This is a genomic window from Acidovorax sp. JG5, assembly GCF_017939685.1.
Classification (GTDB): domain Bacteria; phylum Pseudomonadota; class Gammaproteobacteria; order Burkholderiales; family Burkholderiaceae_C; genus Acidovorax.
Genome location: NZ_JAGKSE010000001.1, coordinates 426532 through 441350, shown reverse-complemented (window position 1 = coordinate 441350; position 14819 = coordinate 426532). Strand labels below are relative to the sequence as shown.

The window sequence follows — 14819 nt, the reverse complement described above, 5'->3', positions numbered from 1 at the left end:
GATGTGCGCCCGCGGGTGCACCGCACGGACCTTACTTGCGCCGCAGTGCCAGCCGAATGCGTTCAAGCGCCGGCGATGGCGGGGCCACGGTGCGGTCGAACGGGTGCGCGGTGGCGCCAACGGCCTTCAGGATGCGCTGCACGTAGGCGCGTGTCTCCAGGTAGGGCGGCACGCCGCGGTAGCGCTCGACCTTGCCCTCGCCCGCGTTGTAGGCGGCGGCCACCAGCGCCACGTCGCCCTCAAAATAGGCCAGCAGCCAGCGCAGATAGGTCAGGCCCCCACGGATGTTCTGCGCCGGGTCATACGGGTTCTTGACGTTGAAGCGCTCGCTCGTCTCGGGAATCAGCTGCATCAGGCCCTGCGCGTTCTTGGGCGACAGCGCCTGGGTGTTGAAGTTCGATTCGGCGGCAATGATGGCCAGTGCCAGCTGCGGCTCGACCTGGTATTGCGGCGCCATCTTGAGCACCAGCTCCACGATCTTGCGCGGCGCGGTCAACTGGTAGTTGACCCCCGGCGGGGCTGCCACAAGCTGCGCAGGCGGCGACGGCGGTGGGGGGCGCAGGCACTCGGGCACCTCGTCGGTGGCGCCGCCGACCACCTGCAACATGCGCGCGGCCACGCCCAGCCCCTGCTCGGCGGCGGCCCGGAAGAAGTAGGCGGCCGCCACATCGTCGCGCGCCACGCCGCGCCCATGGGCATACATCCATCCCAAGTTGTATTGCGCCTGCATGTCGCCAAGCCGCGCGCTGGCGCAATACAGGGCCACGGCGCGCAGCGGGTCGCGCGCCACGCCCTCGCCATGCTCGTAGGCAATGGCCTCCTGGCGCAGGCTGGCGGCGCGGTTGCTGTCGGTTTCGCCACCTTGCGCCCGCACCGCACCCGCGCCCAAGGCGCAGGACAACACCACCGACAGCGGCGCAAGGATCGACAGGCTGGCATGCATATTTTCAGTATGCGCGCCTTGGCGCCATCCGTCACGTCCTGTGCGATATGCACCCCGCAGGGGTCATGCGGCAGTGTGCCTTGCCACTGCCGGCACAGGCCCACCTCATGCAGCTGCGGTGGCCAGATCCTCATGGTGATCGGCCACGCCCCGCTTCCAGTAGGCGGCGATGCGCATGCGCCTGGCATCCACCCCCGGCTTGGCCAGCACGGCGCGGCGCACGGCGGCCATGTCGGCATGTTCACCCGCAGCCCAGATGTAGCCCGCGCCGGCAGGAAGCGCCAGTTCTTCCACGGCGGCAGGCAAGGCCGGCACCCATTGCAGGTCCAGCTGCGCCGCGCTGAGCAGCGCTCGCCGGTCGGCAGGGTTTTGCACCTGGATGCGCACGGTGGCCCGTGTATGTGCAGGCAGCTCGGCCAGGCGGCGGGAGATGGCGGGCAGTGCGGTCTCGTCGCCGATGAGCCAGTGCCAGTCAAAACCGGCAGGAATTACCAGGCTGCCGCGTGGCCCCGCAATGCCTACCCACTGGCCGACAAAGGCCGCAGCCGCCCAGTCCGACGCCGGACCGGCCTCGTGCAGCGCGACTTCGATGTCCAGCTCACCCGCGGCGGCGTCAAAGCGCGCCGGGGTGTAGTCGCGCAGCACGGGGCGGGGCCCGGAGAACACGGGACGGCCATCCTGCACGATGGGCAACGATGGGCGCTCCTGCCCGGCCTGCGGCAGGATGAGCTTGAGGTGGTCGTCAAAGCCCGCACTGGCAAAGCCGGCCAGTTCCGGGCCCGCCAATGTGAGCCGCACAAAACCGGGGCTGACCTGGATGCGGCGCACCACCTGAAGATGGCGTGCCTGGATCGGGTGGCGAATGCGTTCGATGGCCAGGTGTGCGGCAGTCGCAGCGATGGAAAGAGGTGTGCTCATGCGTTAAAATGTTGATTTAATCAACCAATCATTCACCATAAAGTTGACTTTGTCAACCTATTACCTTGCTTTTATGACCCAGCGCACCCGCCCCGACGTCTTGGAAGCCATGCACGAGCTGATGCACGCCTACCGGGCGCACATGGTGCGCGCCATGGCGGACGTGCATCCCGGGCTGACATTCAATGAGATGCGTGCGCTCTCCTTCATTGGCCGCCACCCCGGCGCCACGCAAAAGGAGCTGGTGCGCCACAGCGGCGCGGACAAAGCGCAGGTCGCGCGCATGCTTGGCCTGCTGCAGGACAGGGGTTGGCTGGAGCGGCTGCCCCATGCCGAGGACAAACGCAGCCGCTGCCTCACCCTCAGCGCTGAAGGCGCCACCCTGTACCAGGCGCTGCAGGCTTCACGGCAAGCACTGTCAGCATCGGTGCTTGCCGGCTGCGACGAGGCCACGCAGACCCAGTTGCTGGCCTTGCTGGCGCGCGTGCGCGGCAACCTCGATGCCCTGCCCGCTGAGCAGGGCGATCCGGTCGATTGCCAGCGAGGCGATTGAGTGCGCATCCCCGAACATTCGATCAAGCCCCGCCTGAACGGTTGTTTCAAGCATCAAAGATGCCGGCTATATTTAGATGAAATCAGGCTATAGCGCTTATCAATAAAGCGCTAGCAGCTATCAAAAACATAGTATTCAGCCCCGCAGAAACCTCACCGACGCGGGCAGTGACTGCACCTGCACTTGCACCTGCACTTGCACCTTCACTTGCGCCTGGGCGCGGGAAATGGTCAATGGTGGTGCCCCGCAGCGGCTTCCAGGTCAGGCCCCGCCGTCCACCGCCACCGGCACGCGCGGCGCCAGCGCGCACATCAGCTCATAGCCCACGGTGCCAGCGGCCTGCGCCACCTCGTCGATGGGCAGCACGGCGCCGCTGCGGGCGCGCCCCCACAGCGTGACTTCGCTGCCGAAACCGGCGTCCACGCCGGCCGCGATGACCGGGGTCAAGTCCACCGTCACCATGTCCATGCTCACCCGCCCCACCAGGCGCGTGCGCACGCCGTTCACCAGCACGGGCGTGCCGGTGTCGCAATGGCGCGGGTAGCCATCGGCATAGCCACAGGCGGCCACACCAATGGTGAGCGGCCCCTCGGCCGTGAAGCGCGAGCCGTAGCCCACGGTGTCGCCCGCCTGCAGCTGCTGCGTGCCGATGATGCGGCTGGCCAGCGTCATGGTGGGCTGCACGTCCCAGTAGTCGGCGCTGCGGGCCGGAAAATCGGGCGCGCTGCCGTACAGCACGATGCCTGCACGCACCCAGTCGCCGCGCACCTGGGCGTCGCTGGCAAAGCGCAGCGTGGCGGCGCTGTTGGACAGGCTGCGTTCGCCGGGCAGGTCTTGCGTGGCGGCGTTGAAGGCCGCCATCTGGTGCGCAACGCCGCGCGGGCCATCGGCATCGCTGAAATGGGTCATGAACGAAATTTCATCCACCTGCGGCAACGCGTTCAGGCGCGCCCAGGCGCTGCGATAGCGCTGCGGGGTGAACCCCAGGCGGTTCATGCCCGAGTTCAGCTTGAGGAACACGCGGTGCGGCACCTGCGTCTTGTGGGCGGCCAGCATGTCGATCTGCTCGTCGCAGTGCACGGCATGCCACAACGAGAGGCGCGAGCACAGCTCCAGGTCGCGCGGCTCGAACACCCCTTCCAGCAGCAGGATGGGGCCGCGCCAGCCCAGCTGGCGCACGCGCTCAGCCTCGGCCAGGTCGAGCAAGGCAAAACCATCGGCGGCGCGCAGGCCCTCAAAGACCCGCTCGATGCCGTGCCCATAGGCATTGGCCTTGACCACGGCCCAGGTTTTGGCGTCGGGCACGGCCTGGCGCACGCGCTCCAGGTTGTGTTGCAGGGCAGCGGTATGGATGGTGGCGTGGATCGGGCGCGGCATGGCATGGCAATGGTGGGAGAAACGAGCGTGGAATTGTGGCATTGCACGCCCGCAAGAGCCTGTTTGCGATCTCGCAAGGGTTCGCAAACAGGCTCTGAACGCGTGATATAACCGCCAGTCACTTGTACGCGGCCTCCCAATCCAATCGGGCATCAGCCTCACTGATGCCCCCTCCAGCCATTCGATGAAGCGTGGTTTCTACACCATCATGTCGGCGCAGTTTTTCAGCTCGCTTGCCGACAACGCACTCTTCGTGGCGGCCGTGGAATTGCTGCGCACCGGCGGTGCCCCCGAATGGCAGCGCGCGGCACTGGTGCCCATGTTTGCCCTGTTCTATGTGGTACTGGCGCCCTTCGTGGGCGCGTTTGCCGATGCCTTGCCCAAAGGCCGGGTGATGTTTGTCAGCAATGCGATCAAGATCGTGGGCTGCCTGATGATGCTGTTCGGCTCGCACCCCCTGATTGCCTACGCCGTGGTGGGGCTGGGCGCGGCGGCCTATTCGCCGGCCAAGTACGGCATCCTCACCGAGCTGCTGCCGGCCTCGCAGCTGGTCAAGGCCAACGGCTGGATCGAGGGGCTGACCATTGCCTCCATCATCCTCGGGGTGCTGCTGGGCGGGCAGCTGGTGGGGCAGCATCTGTCGGCGGCGCTGCTGTCCATCAACCTTCCCATGATCGATACGGGCGTCGACACCGCCGCCGAATCGGCCATCGCCGCGCTCATCGTGGTGTATGCGCTGGCCGCCTGGTTCAACACGCGCATCCCCCACACGGGCGTGGAGATGCGTCCGCTGCGCCAGCACCCGCAACGCAGCATTCTGGCCAGCACGCTGGCCCTGCTGCCCGACTTCTGGGCCTGCAACAGCCGCCTGTGGCGCGACAAGCTGGGGCAGATTTCCCTCTCGACCACCACCCTGTTCTGGGGCGCGGGGGGCAACCTCAAGTTCATCGTGCTGGCCTGGGCCGGCGTGGCCCTGGGCTACGACACCACGCAGGCGTCGGCCCTGACCGGCGTGGTGGCCATCGGCACCGCCGTGGGCGCCGTGGCGGCATCGATGCGCATGCGCCTGGACATGGCCACCCGCGTGATTCCACTGGGCATCGCGATGGGGCTGCTGCTGATCCTGATGGTGTTCATCAGCAACATCTGGCTGGCCATTCCGTTCCTGATCCTTTTGGGCGGGCTGGGCGGCTTTCTGGTGGTGCCCATGAACGCCCTGCTGCAGCACCGGGGCCACAACCTCATGGGCGCTGGGCGGTCGATTGCCGTGCAGAACTTCAACGAGCAGGCCTGCATCCTGGGCCTGGGCGCGTTCTACAGCCTGTCGCTCAAGCTGGGGTTGTCGGTCTTCGGCGCCATCACCGTGTTTGGTGTGGTGGTGGCCGGCATCATGTGGATCATCCAGCGCTGGCATGCCAGCAACTGCCGCAACCACAGCGAGGAATTGACCCACCTGCTGCACATCGCGCGGCAGGATACGCACCACTGAAGCTATTAATTTAATAGCTGCTAGCGCTTACTGCATAAGCGCTAGATGCCGATTTGATGCCTAATCTACTCCCCATACTGGCCCTGCTGCTCAACGCCTTTGTCTGGGGCGTTTCGTGGTGGCCGTTCCGGCAGCTACACGCGGCCGGGCTGCACCCGCTGTGGGCCACGGCGCTGATGTATGCGCTGGCGCTGGCCTGCCTGCTGCTGGCCCGGCCGCAGGCGCTGCGCAGCGCGCTGCAACACCCCGCCCTGTGGCTGCTGGCGCTGAGCTCGGGCCTGACCAACGTGGCCTTCAACTGGGCCGTGACGGTGGGCGACGTGGTGCGCGTGGTGCTGCTGTTCTATCTCATGCCCGCCTGGTCGGTGCTGCTGGCCTGGAAGGTGCTGGGCGACCGCCCCACCGGCATGGCGCTGGTGCGGCTGCTGCTGGCCTTTGCGGGTGTGGCACTGGTGCTGGTGCCCGCCGATGCCGCGTGGGCCCGGCTGGCGTCCCACCTCTCGGGCGCCGACCTGCTGGCCCTGGCGGGCGGTTTCTGTTTTGCCCTCACCAACGTCACGCTGCGGCGCTTGCATGCGGTGCCCGGCGAGGCGCGCATGCTGGCCATGTTTGCCGGCGGCGTCCTGCTGGCGGGCCTCAGTGCGGCGCTGGGGCTGGCGGCGGGGGCCGTGCCCGCCCTGCCCGCCTTGGCAATGGCCTGGGTCCCGCTGGCGCTGGGGCTGTCGCTGGCCTTTTTGCTGGGCAACTACGCCCTGCAATATGGCGCCGCCCGGCTGGCGGCGGGCACCACGGCCCTGGTGATGTTGTCGGAAGTGGTGTTTGCCAGCGTGTCGTCGGCCCTGCTGACTTCTGCCTCGCTGGCGCCGCGCACCCTGCTGGGCGGGGCACTGATCATGCTGGCGGCGCTGCTGGCAGCCTTGCCATCGCGGCAACGCCCCGGCGCCAGCCGCTAACATGGGCCTTTCGATGGGGCTTGCCCCCAAGGAGTTGCCCATGTCCAGCCTCTACGACTTCGAAGCCCAGCCCATGAACGGCCCCGCCGTGCCGCTGCGCCAGTTCGAGGGCAAGGTATTGCTGATCGTCAACACGGCCAGCGCCTGCGGCTTCACGCCGCAGTTCGGCGGGCTGCAAGAGCTGCACCGGCAGTACGGCGACCAGGGGCTGGTGGTGCTGGGGTTTCCGTGCAACCAGTTCGGCCACCAGGACCCGGGCAGCAACGACGAGATCGCCAGTTTCTGCCAGCGCAACTACGGCGTGGGCTTTCCGATGATGGCCAAGATCGACGTGAACGGCGCCAACGCCTCGCCCCTGTACCAGTGGCTTACCGCCGAGGCCCCTGGCCTGCTGGGCAGCAAGGCCATCAAGTGGAACTTCACGAAATTCCTCGTGGGCAAGGACGGCCGCGTGATTCGCCGCTATGCGCCGCAGGATGCGCCAAAAAAACTGGCAGCGGACATTGAGGCGGCTCTGGCCGCCCCTGCCGCCTGAAAAACGGCAATCAGGCCGTTGCGGCGGACGGGCGCTGGCGGCGCGCACGCTCCAGCATCTGCCCGGTCTGGCGCGGGTCCATGCCGTACATGTCGGCAAAGGCCTCCAGCGTCTGGCCGCTGGCTTCAAAGGCGCGCAGCAGGGCCTCGTCCTTGGCATTGCGTGCCGCCCATTCGGCAAAGGCTTCTTGCAGGATGGCATTGGCCGCTTCGTCGCGGCCGGTGACCAGCTCGGTGTAGGCCTCGCGCGTGAGGCCCGAGGCCTCGAAGGCCTGGATCATGCGCTTGCGCAGCTTGGGCAACATGTCTTCGCCCGCCCGGGCCTTGCGGCGGCGAAACACCTCCAGCAGCGCATGGTGCACATGCTCGGGCGCCATGTCTTCAACGGGCTGGCCTGCCAGGTCGTGGCGCTTTTCGCCCGCGGCCACGCTTTGCAGGTAGCGGGTGGAACGGGTGTGGATGCCCAGCGCCACCTTGAGCGCGTCGCGTTCAAACAGCTCTGGATGCGCTTCCAGCAAGTCCTGGAAAATGCCGCGCTTGAGCGGCAAAAACACCGCGCCAAACAGATGGGGATAGAGGCCCGCCAACTGCTCCAGCGCCGGGTGGGTGCGCGGGGGCGTGCGCGACGGTGCCGACTGGCCTGCCGGGGCCTGGCCCTCGGCATGGGCGCGATCGCGGCCACGGCCGTTGTTGCGGCCACCGCGCCCACCACGGGGCGGGCGATCGCCGCGCGGGGAATCCGCAGTGGTCGCGATCGCGGTGGCAGGATCCGTGGCTGCCGGAGCGCTGTCGCCAGTCTCGGGCTGCTGCATGGCCTGCGGGGCGCTGGCGGCGGGCGCCGCGGTAGGTTCTTGTTCTGGCACGTTGTCGGTCATGGCGTAGCGGGTGGAAGGGCAACAAAACCCTCGATCATGCCAGCCTTGGCAAAACGGCCCACACACGGCGCACCAGAACCACCGCTCGGGAACAGGAATGTTGCAGTGAGCTGGCTGTTTGTCGCGGGGGTGCTGACATGCTCTACCGAAGCCATCCCCGGGATTGACGCCCAGAGCAACGCTCCATAAAGTGGGCCGTTGCGCGCGCAAAACCTGATCGGCAGCGCTGAACCCGCCCAAGGTGACACCATGTTCCAAGACCGCGTTGACGCTGCCCACCAGCTGGCCGATCACCTGAAGGCCTACGGCGCGCAGCAGCCCCTGGTGTTGGCCATTCCGCGCGGCGCCGTGCCCATCGGCAAAATCGTTGCGCGACAGCTGGGCGGCGATTTCGACGTGGTGCTGGTGCGCAAGCTGCGCGCGCCCTTCGAGCCGGAAGTGGCCATCGGTTCGGTGGCAGAAAGCGGCTGGACCTACCTCGCGCCCTACGCGGCTGCGGTGGGCGCCGACCCGAATTACATCGCCGCCGAAAAGCAAAAACAGCTGGCCACGATCCACGCGCGCCGGGTGCAATACACGCCGATCCGCGCACCGATCGACCCGCACGGGCGCGTCGTCATCGTGGTGGACGATGGCCTGGCCACGGGGGCCACCATGATTGCCGCGCTGCACAGCCTGCGCCAGTGCCAACCCGGCAAGCTGGTCTGCGCCATTCCGGTGGCATCACCCGACGCTCTGGAAAAAATCCGGCCCATGGCCGACGAGGTGGTGTGCCTGCAGGCGCCAGAAAATTTTCAGGCGGTGGGCCAGTTTTACCGCCACTTTCCGCAGGTGGACGACGAGGAAGTGATCGCGCTACTGCGCGCCTGACGCCGGCGCTGCGGGCGCTTGCGTTCAAGCCGCGCCAAGCGCCTCGTCCAGCACTTCCACCCAGTGCCGCACCGGCGTGCCGGTGCCACTTTGCAGGTGGGTGATGCAGCCGATGTTGGCCGACAGGATGACGTCCGGTGGCTGCTCGCCAAAGGCTTCTTTCAGCCCATCCAGTTTGCGGTCGCGCAGCTGGTACGACAGGTCAGGGTTCAGCACCGAATACGTGCCCGCAGAGCCGCAGCACAGGTGCGATTCATTGCGTGCCACGCGCAGCTTGAACCCCAGTTGCGCCAGGTGCGTCTCGACGCCGCCGCGCAGTTGCTGCCCGTGCTGCAGCGTGCAGGGCGGGTGGTAGGCAAACAGCAGGTCGGGGCGCCGCACCCGGCCCGCCAGTGGGCCCGCCAGTTTCTGCGCCAGCTCGGGCAGCAAGGCGGGCAGCAGCTCCGACAGGTCGCGCGTGAGGGCGCTGATGCGCGCTGCCTTGGCGGCGTAGTGCGGGTCATCCTTCAGGATGTGGCCGTATTCCTTGACGGTGACGCCGCAGCCCGAGGCGTTCATGACGATGGATTCCACCCCGCCCGCCTGCACCAACGGCCACCAGGCGTCGATGTTGGCGCGCATCTGGGCCTTGCCGCCTTCCTGGTCGTTGAGGTGGAACTTGACGGCGCCACAGCACCCGGCCTGGGGCGCGATCACGGCCTGGATGCCCGCAGCATCGAGCACGCGGGCGGTGGCGGCGTTGATGTTGGGCATCATGGCCGGCTGCACGCAACCGGCCAGCATGAGCACCTTGCGCGCATGTTGGCGGGTGGGCCAGGCACCGGCCGACTGCGGCGCAGGCACCTTGGCCTGGAGGGTTTTGGGCAGCAGGCCGCGCACTGCCTGGCCCACCTTCATGGCCGGGGCAAACAGGGGCGATGGCAGGCCTTCCTTCAGCGCCCAGCGCAGGGCCTTTTCGCCCAGGGGGCGGGGCACCTTTTCATCGACGATCTTGCGGCCGATGTCCACCAGGTGGCCATATTGCACGCCGCTGGGGCAGGTGCTTTCGCAGTTGCGGCAGGTCAGGCACCGGTCCAGGTGCATCTGGGTCTTGCGCGTGGGCGCCTCTCCTTCGAGCACCTGCTTGATGAGGTAAATGCGGCCGCGCGGGCCATCGAGCTCGTCGCCCAGCAGCTGGTAGGTGGGGCAGGTGGCGGTGCAAAAGCCGCAGTGCACGCACTTGCGCAGGATGGATTCGGCCTCCAGGCCGTCAGGGCGGGCGCGGTATTCAGGGGCGAGTTGGGTTTGCATGGGGTGCAGCCTGGACGGGTCAACAAGAAGAAAATTCAGGGGGCGGGCGGCAGCTGGGCGGGCACGGCTTTGCGCAAGGGATGGCGCAGGCGCGAGCGATCGGCCCACAGCGGGGGCAGCGACAGGGCCAGCAGGACCAGCGCCAGCGGCACCACAAACACAAAACCCACATGCTTGAAGCCGGCCGCCCCGGCAATGCCGCCGACAAGAAACATTGCCACCAGGCCAGCAAATAGCCGCAGCCGGGACTGGTTGGCGCGCACCTGGTTCTCCACCGCGATGCCGGTGCGGTTCCAATACAGCATTTTGCCCAGCTCGATGCCCAGGTCGGTCACCACGCCCGTCATGTGCGTGGTGCGGATCTGGGACGACGACATCTTGGTCACGGTGGCGTTCTGCAACCCCATGATGAAGGACAGCAGCAGCACCGTCGTGGGCACCGCAAACGGAGTGCGCCAGTCGAGCGTGATGGTGCCCACCAGCCCGAACACCAGCATGAGCAACGCCTCCAGCACCAGCGGCAACGCATAGCTGCTGTGCAGTTTGCGCTGCAGCGCCCAGTTCACCATCACCGCCGTGGTGGCCGCCCCGCTGATGAAGGCCAGCAGGGCACCCAGGGCGCTGAGCACCAGCACCATATTGCCCAGCACCAGGTTGTCGGCCAGCATGGACAGGAATCCGGTCATGTGCGAGGTGTACAGGTGCACCACCAGAAAACCGCCCGCATTCACCGCCCCGGCATTGAAGGCCAACAGCAGGCCCAGCACGCGGTTGCTGGTGCCGGTGCGGTGGTGGCCGGTGAGGTGCCGCAGGCGCCGCATGGTCAGCTTGCGCCGCCGTCAAGGCGCGGCTTGCGGTGCCATTCGGCGGTGGCAGCCATGTGCCCGCCCCTCACCACTGCGGCGCCAGGCGGCCAGGATTGAAGATGCCGGCCGGATCAAAGGCGTGCTTGAGGCGCGCATGGATCTGCGCCACGGCCGGAGATTTCAAGTCGAACTGGCCTGTAGCGCTTACCCCACAAGCGCCATCAGCTATGAATAAAGTAGCACCTCCACCCGCCGCCCGGGCCGCCTCGCGCAGCGCATCGCCCTGCTCCAGCGGCGCCTGCACCCAGCGCAGGGCGCCATGCCATTCGATCAGCGGCGATACACCCGCGGGCAGTGCCAGCACCGGCGCGGTGGCGGGCAGTGACAGGCGCCACAGCGCCTGCCCGGGCCGGGCGCGGCGGGCGGCGAACCAGGGCAAGGTCTGGTCCCGGCAGGCCCGCCAGTCGGGCGCCACGGTGGCGTTGTCGAGCCGCGTGCCGCCCATGCTGCGGCAGGCCGCATCGACCGCCGCCACGGCGCCGCGCAGTCGCACATAAAGCTGGCCCACGCCCGCGTCTTCCACCCAGCAGCTGGCGTTGAGCGGCAGGGGCTGGCCGCCCCAGGCGTGCAGCCGGCGCAGGGCGTCGGCCTGGTGGCATTCAAAGCGCAGCGTGGCCTCGGCGGGCGCCACGGGCAGCACCTTGAGACTGACCTCGGTAAGCAGACCCAGCGTGCCCCAGGCGCCCGCCATGAGGCGCGAGACATCGTAGCCCGCCACATTCTTCATGACCTGGCCGCCAAACGTGAGCAGCTCGGCGCGGCCGTTGAGCAGCACCACGCCCAGCAGGTAGTCGCGCACCGCACCCACGCTGGCGCGGGCAGGGCCGCTCAGGCCGGCGGCCACCATGCCACCCACCGTGGCGCCAGCGCCGAAATGGGGCGGCTCAAAAGGCAGGCACTGGCCTTGTTCGGCCAGCACGGCTTCCAGCTCGGCCAGCGGCGTGCCGGCACGCGCCGTGACCACCAGCTCGCTGGGCTCGTAACTCACGATGCCGGTGAGCACGCGGGTGTCGAGCAGCTCACCGCGCAGGGCCAGGCCATGAAAGTCCTTGGTGCCCCCGCCACGGATGCGCAGGGGAGTTTGCGCGGCGACGGAGGCTTGGACACGATCAACAATCTGGCGCAGGGCGATTTCCATGGCCTGCATGGTAGCGGCTCGCAACCGGGACTGCCGGACGAACCGCATGAATTTTTTGAACAGCGGCCATGCAATCCGCTGGCGCAGCGGCTGGGCAGGCTGCAAGCTGCTGCTTCATCCCATAAAAAAGGCCCGCCGAAAGGGCGGGCCAAAACCTTGAAGAGACACTCACCGAAATTTTAGGGCGCTGCGGCGCCACCAGACGCCGCAGCGGGGGGTTGTCAGCGGTTGTATGCCGTTTCGCCGTGCGAGGTGATGTCCAGACCTTCGCGCTCGGCTTCTTCGGGGACACGCAGGCCCACCAGCAGATCGGCGATCTTGTAGGCGATGAAGGAGACCACGCCCGACCACACGATGGTGAGCAACACGCTCTTGACCTGGATCCACAGCTGCGCACCCATGGCAAAGGTGTCGGGGGTCAGGCCGCCCGTGCCACCCAGGCTTTGCGAGGCAAACACCGCCGTCAGGATGGCGCCGACGATGCCGCCCACGCCATGCACGCCAAACACATCGAACGCATCGTCGGCACCCAGCATCTTCTTGAGGCCACCCACGCCCCACAGGCAGATCACGCCAGCAATCAGGCCCAGCACGATGGAACCCATGGGGCCCACGAAACCGGCAGCCGGCGTGACCGCCACCAGACCGGCCACCGCACCCGAGGCCGCACCCAGCATCGAGGCCTTGCCTTTGTGCAGGGCTTCACCAGCCAGCCAGGACAGCGTGGCAGCGCCCGTGGCCAGGATGGTGTTGATGAAGGCCAGGCCGGCCACGCCGTTGGCGGCACCGGCCGAACCGGCGTTGAAGCCGAACCAGCCCACCCACAGCAGCGAGGCGCCCACCATGGTCAGCGTCAGGCTGTGGGGCGTGAGCGCTTCCTTGCCGAAGCCGATGCGCTTGCCCACCATGTAGGCGCCCACCAGGCCGGCGATACCGGCGTTGATGTGCACCACGGTGCCGCCCGCGAAGTCGAGCGCGCCATCCTTGCCCAAAAGGCCGCCGCCCCACACCATGTGGGCCATGGGGATGTAGCTGAAGGTGAACCACAGCACGGCAAAGATCAGCACGGCGGCAAACTTGATGCGCTCGGCGAACGAACCCACGATCAGCGCCACGGTGATGGCGGCAAAGGTGGACTGGAAGGCCACGAACACGTACTCAGGGATGGTCGGCAGCAGGCCCGACAGCGTGTCGGGCGCAATGCCCTTGAGGAAGATCTTGTCAAACCCGCCGAAGAACTGACCCTCGCCGGCGAAGGTCAGGCTGTAGCCGTAAACGGCCCACAGCACGGTGATCAACGCGAAGATCACGAACACCTGCACCAGCACCGACAGCATGTTCTTGGAGCGGGCCAGGCCGCCGTAGAACAGCGCCAGTCCCGGGATCACCATCAGGATCACGAGCATGGTGGAGGTCAGCATCCACGCGGTGTCGCCGGAGTCGAGCTTGGGCGCTGGCGCTGCGGGCGCAGCCTCGGCAGCTGCAGCCGTTGCGGCGGCGGGCGCCGGTGCCGCAGCCGCCTCGGGGGCAGCAGGTGCGGCGGCATCGGCCGCCGGGGCGGCCGTGGTGGTTTCGGCCGGGGCAGGGGCCTGGGCCAGGGACATGGATCCTGCGCAAAGCAGGCTCAGTCCCAGAACGAAGGAGGCAAGCAGTTTTTTCATGGCATGTTCTCTGTGTGGGATGCAGCGGGCCTTGGCCGGCGCTTAAAGGGCTTCCTTGCCGGTTTCACCGGTGCGAATGCGCACCACCTGCTCCAGATGGGTGACGAAAATCTTGCCGTCACCAATCTTGCCGGTGCGTGCCGCGCCTTCGATGGCTTCGATCACGCGGTCCACCAGTTCATCGGCCACGGCGGCCTCGATCTTGACCTTGGGCAGAAAATCGACCACGTATTCCGCGCCGCGGTACAGCTCGGTATGGCCCTTCTGGCGCCCGAAGCCCTTGACCTCGGTCACCGTGATGCCTTGCACCCCGATGTCGGAGAGGGCTTCGCGCACTTCGTCGAGCTTGAAGGGTTTGATGATGGCTGTCACCATTTTCATTTGAGGTTCCTCCGATAGACGGCACCGCAGGGGTGCCTGCCGTTGATTACAGGGTTTTGGTGAGCGTGGCGACCACGCGGGCTTTGTTGACGGGGCCGAAGAAGTCTTTCTTGTTGGCGCCCACGATAGCAGCGCCCAGTGTCAGGCCATCGCCAAAGTCGTAGGCACCGCCGACGCTGTAATCCATGTAGTTGGGCACGCCGGTGTCCTTGATGTCGCCGGAAAAGCGGGTAAAGCCCACCGATGCCTTGAGCGTTACCTTGGGCATCACTTCCTGCGCCAGCGCCAGGTTCAGATAACCCGTGTTGCGGCCCCGCAGGCCCGATCCGGCCTTGGCGCCTGCCCAGCCGAAATAGTCCTTGGACACCGTGTGCGAATACTTGGCGACGAACGGGCCAAACGTGGCGGCACCATAGAGCTCGACGGTGTTGCCACTGGTGTTGCCGGGGTACAGATAGGCCAACGCGCCCACATCCATATCCACCTCGCCGGCCTTGAATTTGTAGCCGCCGTAGACATCGGATTCCAGCGAGTTGCCGGACAGCCAGTTCACGCTGGAGTTCCAGTTGCCGACATACCAGCCGGTGTCACCGAAGGCATAGTCAAAACCGCCCTGCACTGCTGGCTTGAACGCACTCACCTTGCTGGTGTCCTGGTCCTGCCCCCGGAACTTGTAGTTGCTGGTCATACTGACATTGCCGGTGAGCTGGGCGCTGGCCAGCAATGGCAGGGCTGCAACAAAGGCGACGCTCAAGAGCTTGATGGATGCGCGGGTCATGTTTCCTCCGGTTGGACAATGATTAGGGACAGTCGTGTTAAGCACGGTCCGTGCCATGTCGCGCATCGCTGTGGCGGCAAGCCACACGCCCACATCGTGCATTCGCTTACATTGGTGGTAGCGCCGCGCCACCGCACCTCCTTGGTGCGCGGCGGGACCGACGGATGACAGCCACCCGCACACCGCACCTATC

At 66.9% G+C, this 14819-nt stretch carries 15 protein-coding genes; 5 read left to right on the top strand and 10 right to left on the bottom strand.

Annotation, left to right across the window (positions count from 1 at the left end):
- Positions 1-31: 31 nt before the first annotated feature.
- Positions 32-943 (bottom strand): transglycosylase SLT domain-containing protein, encoded by a 912-nt coding sequence (locus J8G26_RS01980; RefSeq protein ID WP_087743006.1) that lies wholly within the window; start codon positions 941-943, stop codon positions 32-34.
- 105 nt (positions 944-1048) lie between these two features.
- The gene (locus tag J8G26_RS01975; RefSeq protein ID WP_087743004.1) at positions 1049-1861 is read right to left on the bottom strand and encodes a siderophore-interacting protein; all 813 of its coding nucleotides are present in this window, start codon (positions 1859-1861) and stop codon (positions 1049-1051) included.
- 73 nt (positions 1862-1934) lie between these two features.
- Between J8G26_RS01975 and J8G26_RS01970 the strand changes: the two genes are divergently transcribed.
- Positions 1935-2414 (top strand): MarR family transcriptional regulator, encoded by a 480-nt coding sequence (locus J8G26_RS01970; protein ID WP_087743002.1) that lies wholly within the window; start codon positions 1935-1937, stop codon positions 2412-2414.
- Positions 2415-2675: 261 nt separating this feature from the next.
- Here the strand turns inward: J8G26_RS01970 and alr are convergent, their stop codons facing one another.
- Positions 2676-3791 carry an alanine racemase gene (gene alr, locus J8G26_RS01965; protein ID WP_210567727.1) on the bottom strand — a complete coding sequence of 372 codons (1116 nt, stop codon included), beginning with the start codon at positions 3789-3791 and terminating at the stop codon, positions 2676-2678.
- 184 nt (positions 3792-3975) lie between these two features.
- Between alr and lplT the strand changes: the two genes are divergently transcribed.
- Genes lplT through J8G26_RS01950 form a run of 3 tightly spaced genes read left to right on the top strand, consistent with a single transcriptional unit; the run spans position 3976 to position 6768 of the window.
- Positions 3976-5280: a lysophospholipid transporter LplT gene (gene lplT, locus J8G26_RS01960; RefSeq protein WP_087743000.1), complete on the top strand. Its 1305-nt coding sequence runs from the start codon at positions 3976-3978 to the stop codon at positions 5278-5280.
- Between the two features lie 56 nt (positions 5281-5336).
- A complete protein-coding gene (locus J8G26_RS01955) occupies positions 5337-6233 on the top strand; it encodes a DMT family transporter (RefSeq protein ID WP_210567726.1) in 897 nt (298 codons plus the stop codon).
- 40 nt (positions 6234-6273) lie between these two features.
- Entirely contained in the window at positions 6274-6768 is a 495-nt protein-coding gene (locus J8G26_RS01950) for a glutathione peroxidase (protein ID WP_210567725.1), read from the top strand.
- 10 nt (positions 6769-6778) lie between these two features.
- Here the strand turns inward: J8G26_RS01950 and J8G26_RS01945 are convergent, their stop codons facing one another.
- Entirely contained in the window at positions 6779-7642 is an 864-nt protein-coding gene (locus J8G26_RS01945; protein WP_210567724.1) for a ProQ/FINO family protein, read from the bottom strand.
- A gap of 249 nt (positions 7643-7891) precedes the next feature.
- Here J8G26_RS01945 and J8G26_RS01940 point away from each other — a divergent pair, with 249 nt between their 5' ends.
- Positions 7892-8512 carry a phosphoribosyltransferase family protein gene (locus J8G26_RS01940; protein ID WP_210567723.1) on the top strand — a complete coding sequence of 207 codons (621 nt, stop codon included), beginning with the start codon at positions 7892-7894 and terminating at the stop codon, positions 8510-8512.
- 24 nt (positions 8513-8536) lie between these two features.
- On the opposite strand, the gene glcF is transcribed toward J8G26_RS01940, so the two are convergent.
- The 6 genes from glcF to J8G26_RS01910 form a co-directional block, all read right to left on the bottom strand.
- Entirely contained in the window at positions 8537-9802 is a 1266-nt protein-coding gene (gene glcF, locus J8G26_RS01935; RefSeq protein ID WP_210567722.1) for a glycolate oxidase subunit GlcF, read from the bottom strand.
- A gap of 35 nt (positions 9803-9837) precedes the next feature.
- Positions 9838-10623, bottom strand: coding sequence for a YoaK family protein (locus J8G26_RS01930; protein WP_210567721.1), 786 nt, complete (start codon positions 10621-10623; stop codon positions 9838-9840).
- Between the two features lie 70 nt (positions 10624-10693).
- Entirely contained in the window at positions 10694-11815 is a 1122-nt protein-coding gene (glcE, locus tag J8G26_RS01925) for a glycolate oxidase subunit GlcE (protein ID WP_210567805.1), read from the bottom strand.
- 212 nt (positions 11816-12027) lie between these two features.
- Positions 12028-13467, bottom strand: a complete 1440-nt coding sequence (gene amt, locus J8G26_RS01920) for an ammonium transporter (RefSeq protein ID WP_087742994.1) — start codon at positions 13465-13467, stop codon at positions 12028-12030.
- Positions 13468-13509: 42 nt separating this feature from the next.
- Positions 13510-13848 (bottom strand): P-II family nitrogen regulator, encoded by a 339-nt coding sequence (glnK, locus tag J8G26_RS01915; RefSeq protein WP_086910987.1) that lies wholly within the window; start codon positions 13846-13848, stop codon positions 13510-13512.
- Positions 13849-13894: 46 nt separating this feature from the next.
- Positions 13895-14626 carry a TorF family putative porin gene (locus J8G26_RS01910; protein WP_087742993.1) on the bottom strand — a complete coding sequence of 244 codons (732 nt, stop codon included), beginning with the start codon at positions 14624-14626 and terminating at the stop codon, positions 13895-13897.
- Positions 14627-14819: the final 193 nt, after the last annotated feature.

Excerpts from the sequence above, each read along its gene's own strand:
- J8G26_RS01980 (WP_087743006.1), bottom strand. The coding sequence starts at position 943 with ATGCATGCCAGCCTGTCGATCCTTGCGCCGCTGTCGGTGGTGTTGTCC.
- J8G26_RS01975 (WP_087743004.1), bottom strand. The coding sequence starts at position 1,861 with ATGAGCACACCTCTTTCCATCGCTGCGACTGCCGCACACCTGGCCATC.
- J8G26_RS01970 (WP_087743002.1), top strand. The coding sequence starts at position 1,935 with ATGACCCAGCGCACCCGCCCCGACGTCTTGGAAGCCATGCACGAGCTG.
- alr (WP_210567727.1), bottom strand. The coding sequence starts at position 3,791 with ATGCCGCGCCCGATCCACGCCACCATCCATACCGCTGCCCTGCAACAC.
- lplT (WP_087743000.1), top strand. The coding sequence starts at position 3,976 with ATGAAGCGTGGTTTCTACACCATCATGTCGGCGCAGTTTTTCAGCTCG.
- J8G26_RS01955 (WP_210567726.1), top strand. The coding sequence starts at position 5,337 with ATGCCTAATCTACTCCCCATACTGGCCCTGCTGCTCAACGCCTTTGTC.
- J8G26_RS01950 (WP_210567725.1), top strand. The coding sequence starts at position 6,274 with ATGTCCAGCCTCTACGACTTCGAAGCCCAGCCCATGAACGGCCCCGCC.
- J8G26_RS01945 (WP_210567724.1), bottom strand. The coding sequence starts at position 7,642 with ATGACCGACAACGTGCCAGAACAAGAACCTACCGCGGCGCCCGCCGCC.
- J8G26_RS01940 (WP_210567723.1), top strand. The coding sequence starts at position 7,892 with ATGTTCCAAGACCGCGTTGACGCTGCCCACCAGCTGGCCGATCACCTG.
- glcF (WP_210567722.1), bottom strand. The coding sequence starts at position 9,802 with ATGCAAACCCAACTCGCCCCTGAATACCGCGCCCGCCCTGACGGCCTG.
- J8G26_RS01930 (WP_210567721.1), bottom strand. The coding sequence starts at position 10,623 with ATGCGGCGCCTGCGGCACCTCACCGGCCACCACCGCACCGGCACCAGC.
- glcE (WP_210567805.1), bottom strand. The coding sequence starts at position 11,815 with ATGCAGGCCATGGAAATCGCCCTGCGCCAGATTGTTGATCGTGTCCAA.
- amt (WP_087742994.1), bottom strand. The coding sequence starts at position 13,467 with ATGAAAAAACTGCTTGCCTCCTTCGTTCTGGGACTGAGCCTGCTTTGC.
- glnK (WP_086910987.1), bottom strand. The coding sequence starts at position 13,848 with ATGAAAATGGTGACAGCCATCATCAAACCCTTCAAGCTCGACGAAGTG.
- J8G26_RS01910 (WP_087742993.1), bottom strand. The coding sequence starts at position 14,626 with ATGACCCGCGCATCCATCAAGCTCTTGAGCGTCGCCTTTGTTGCAGCC.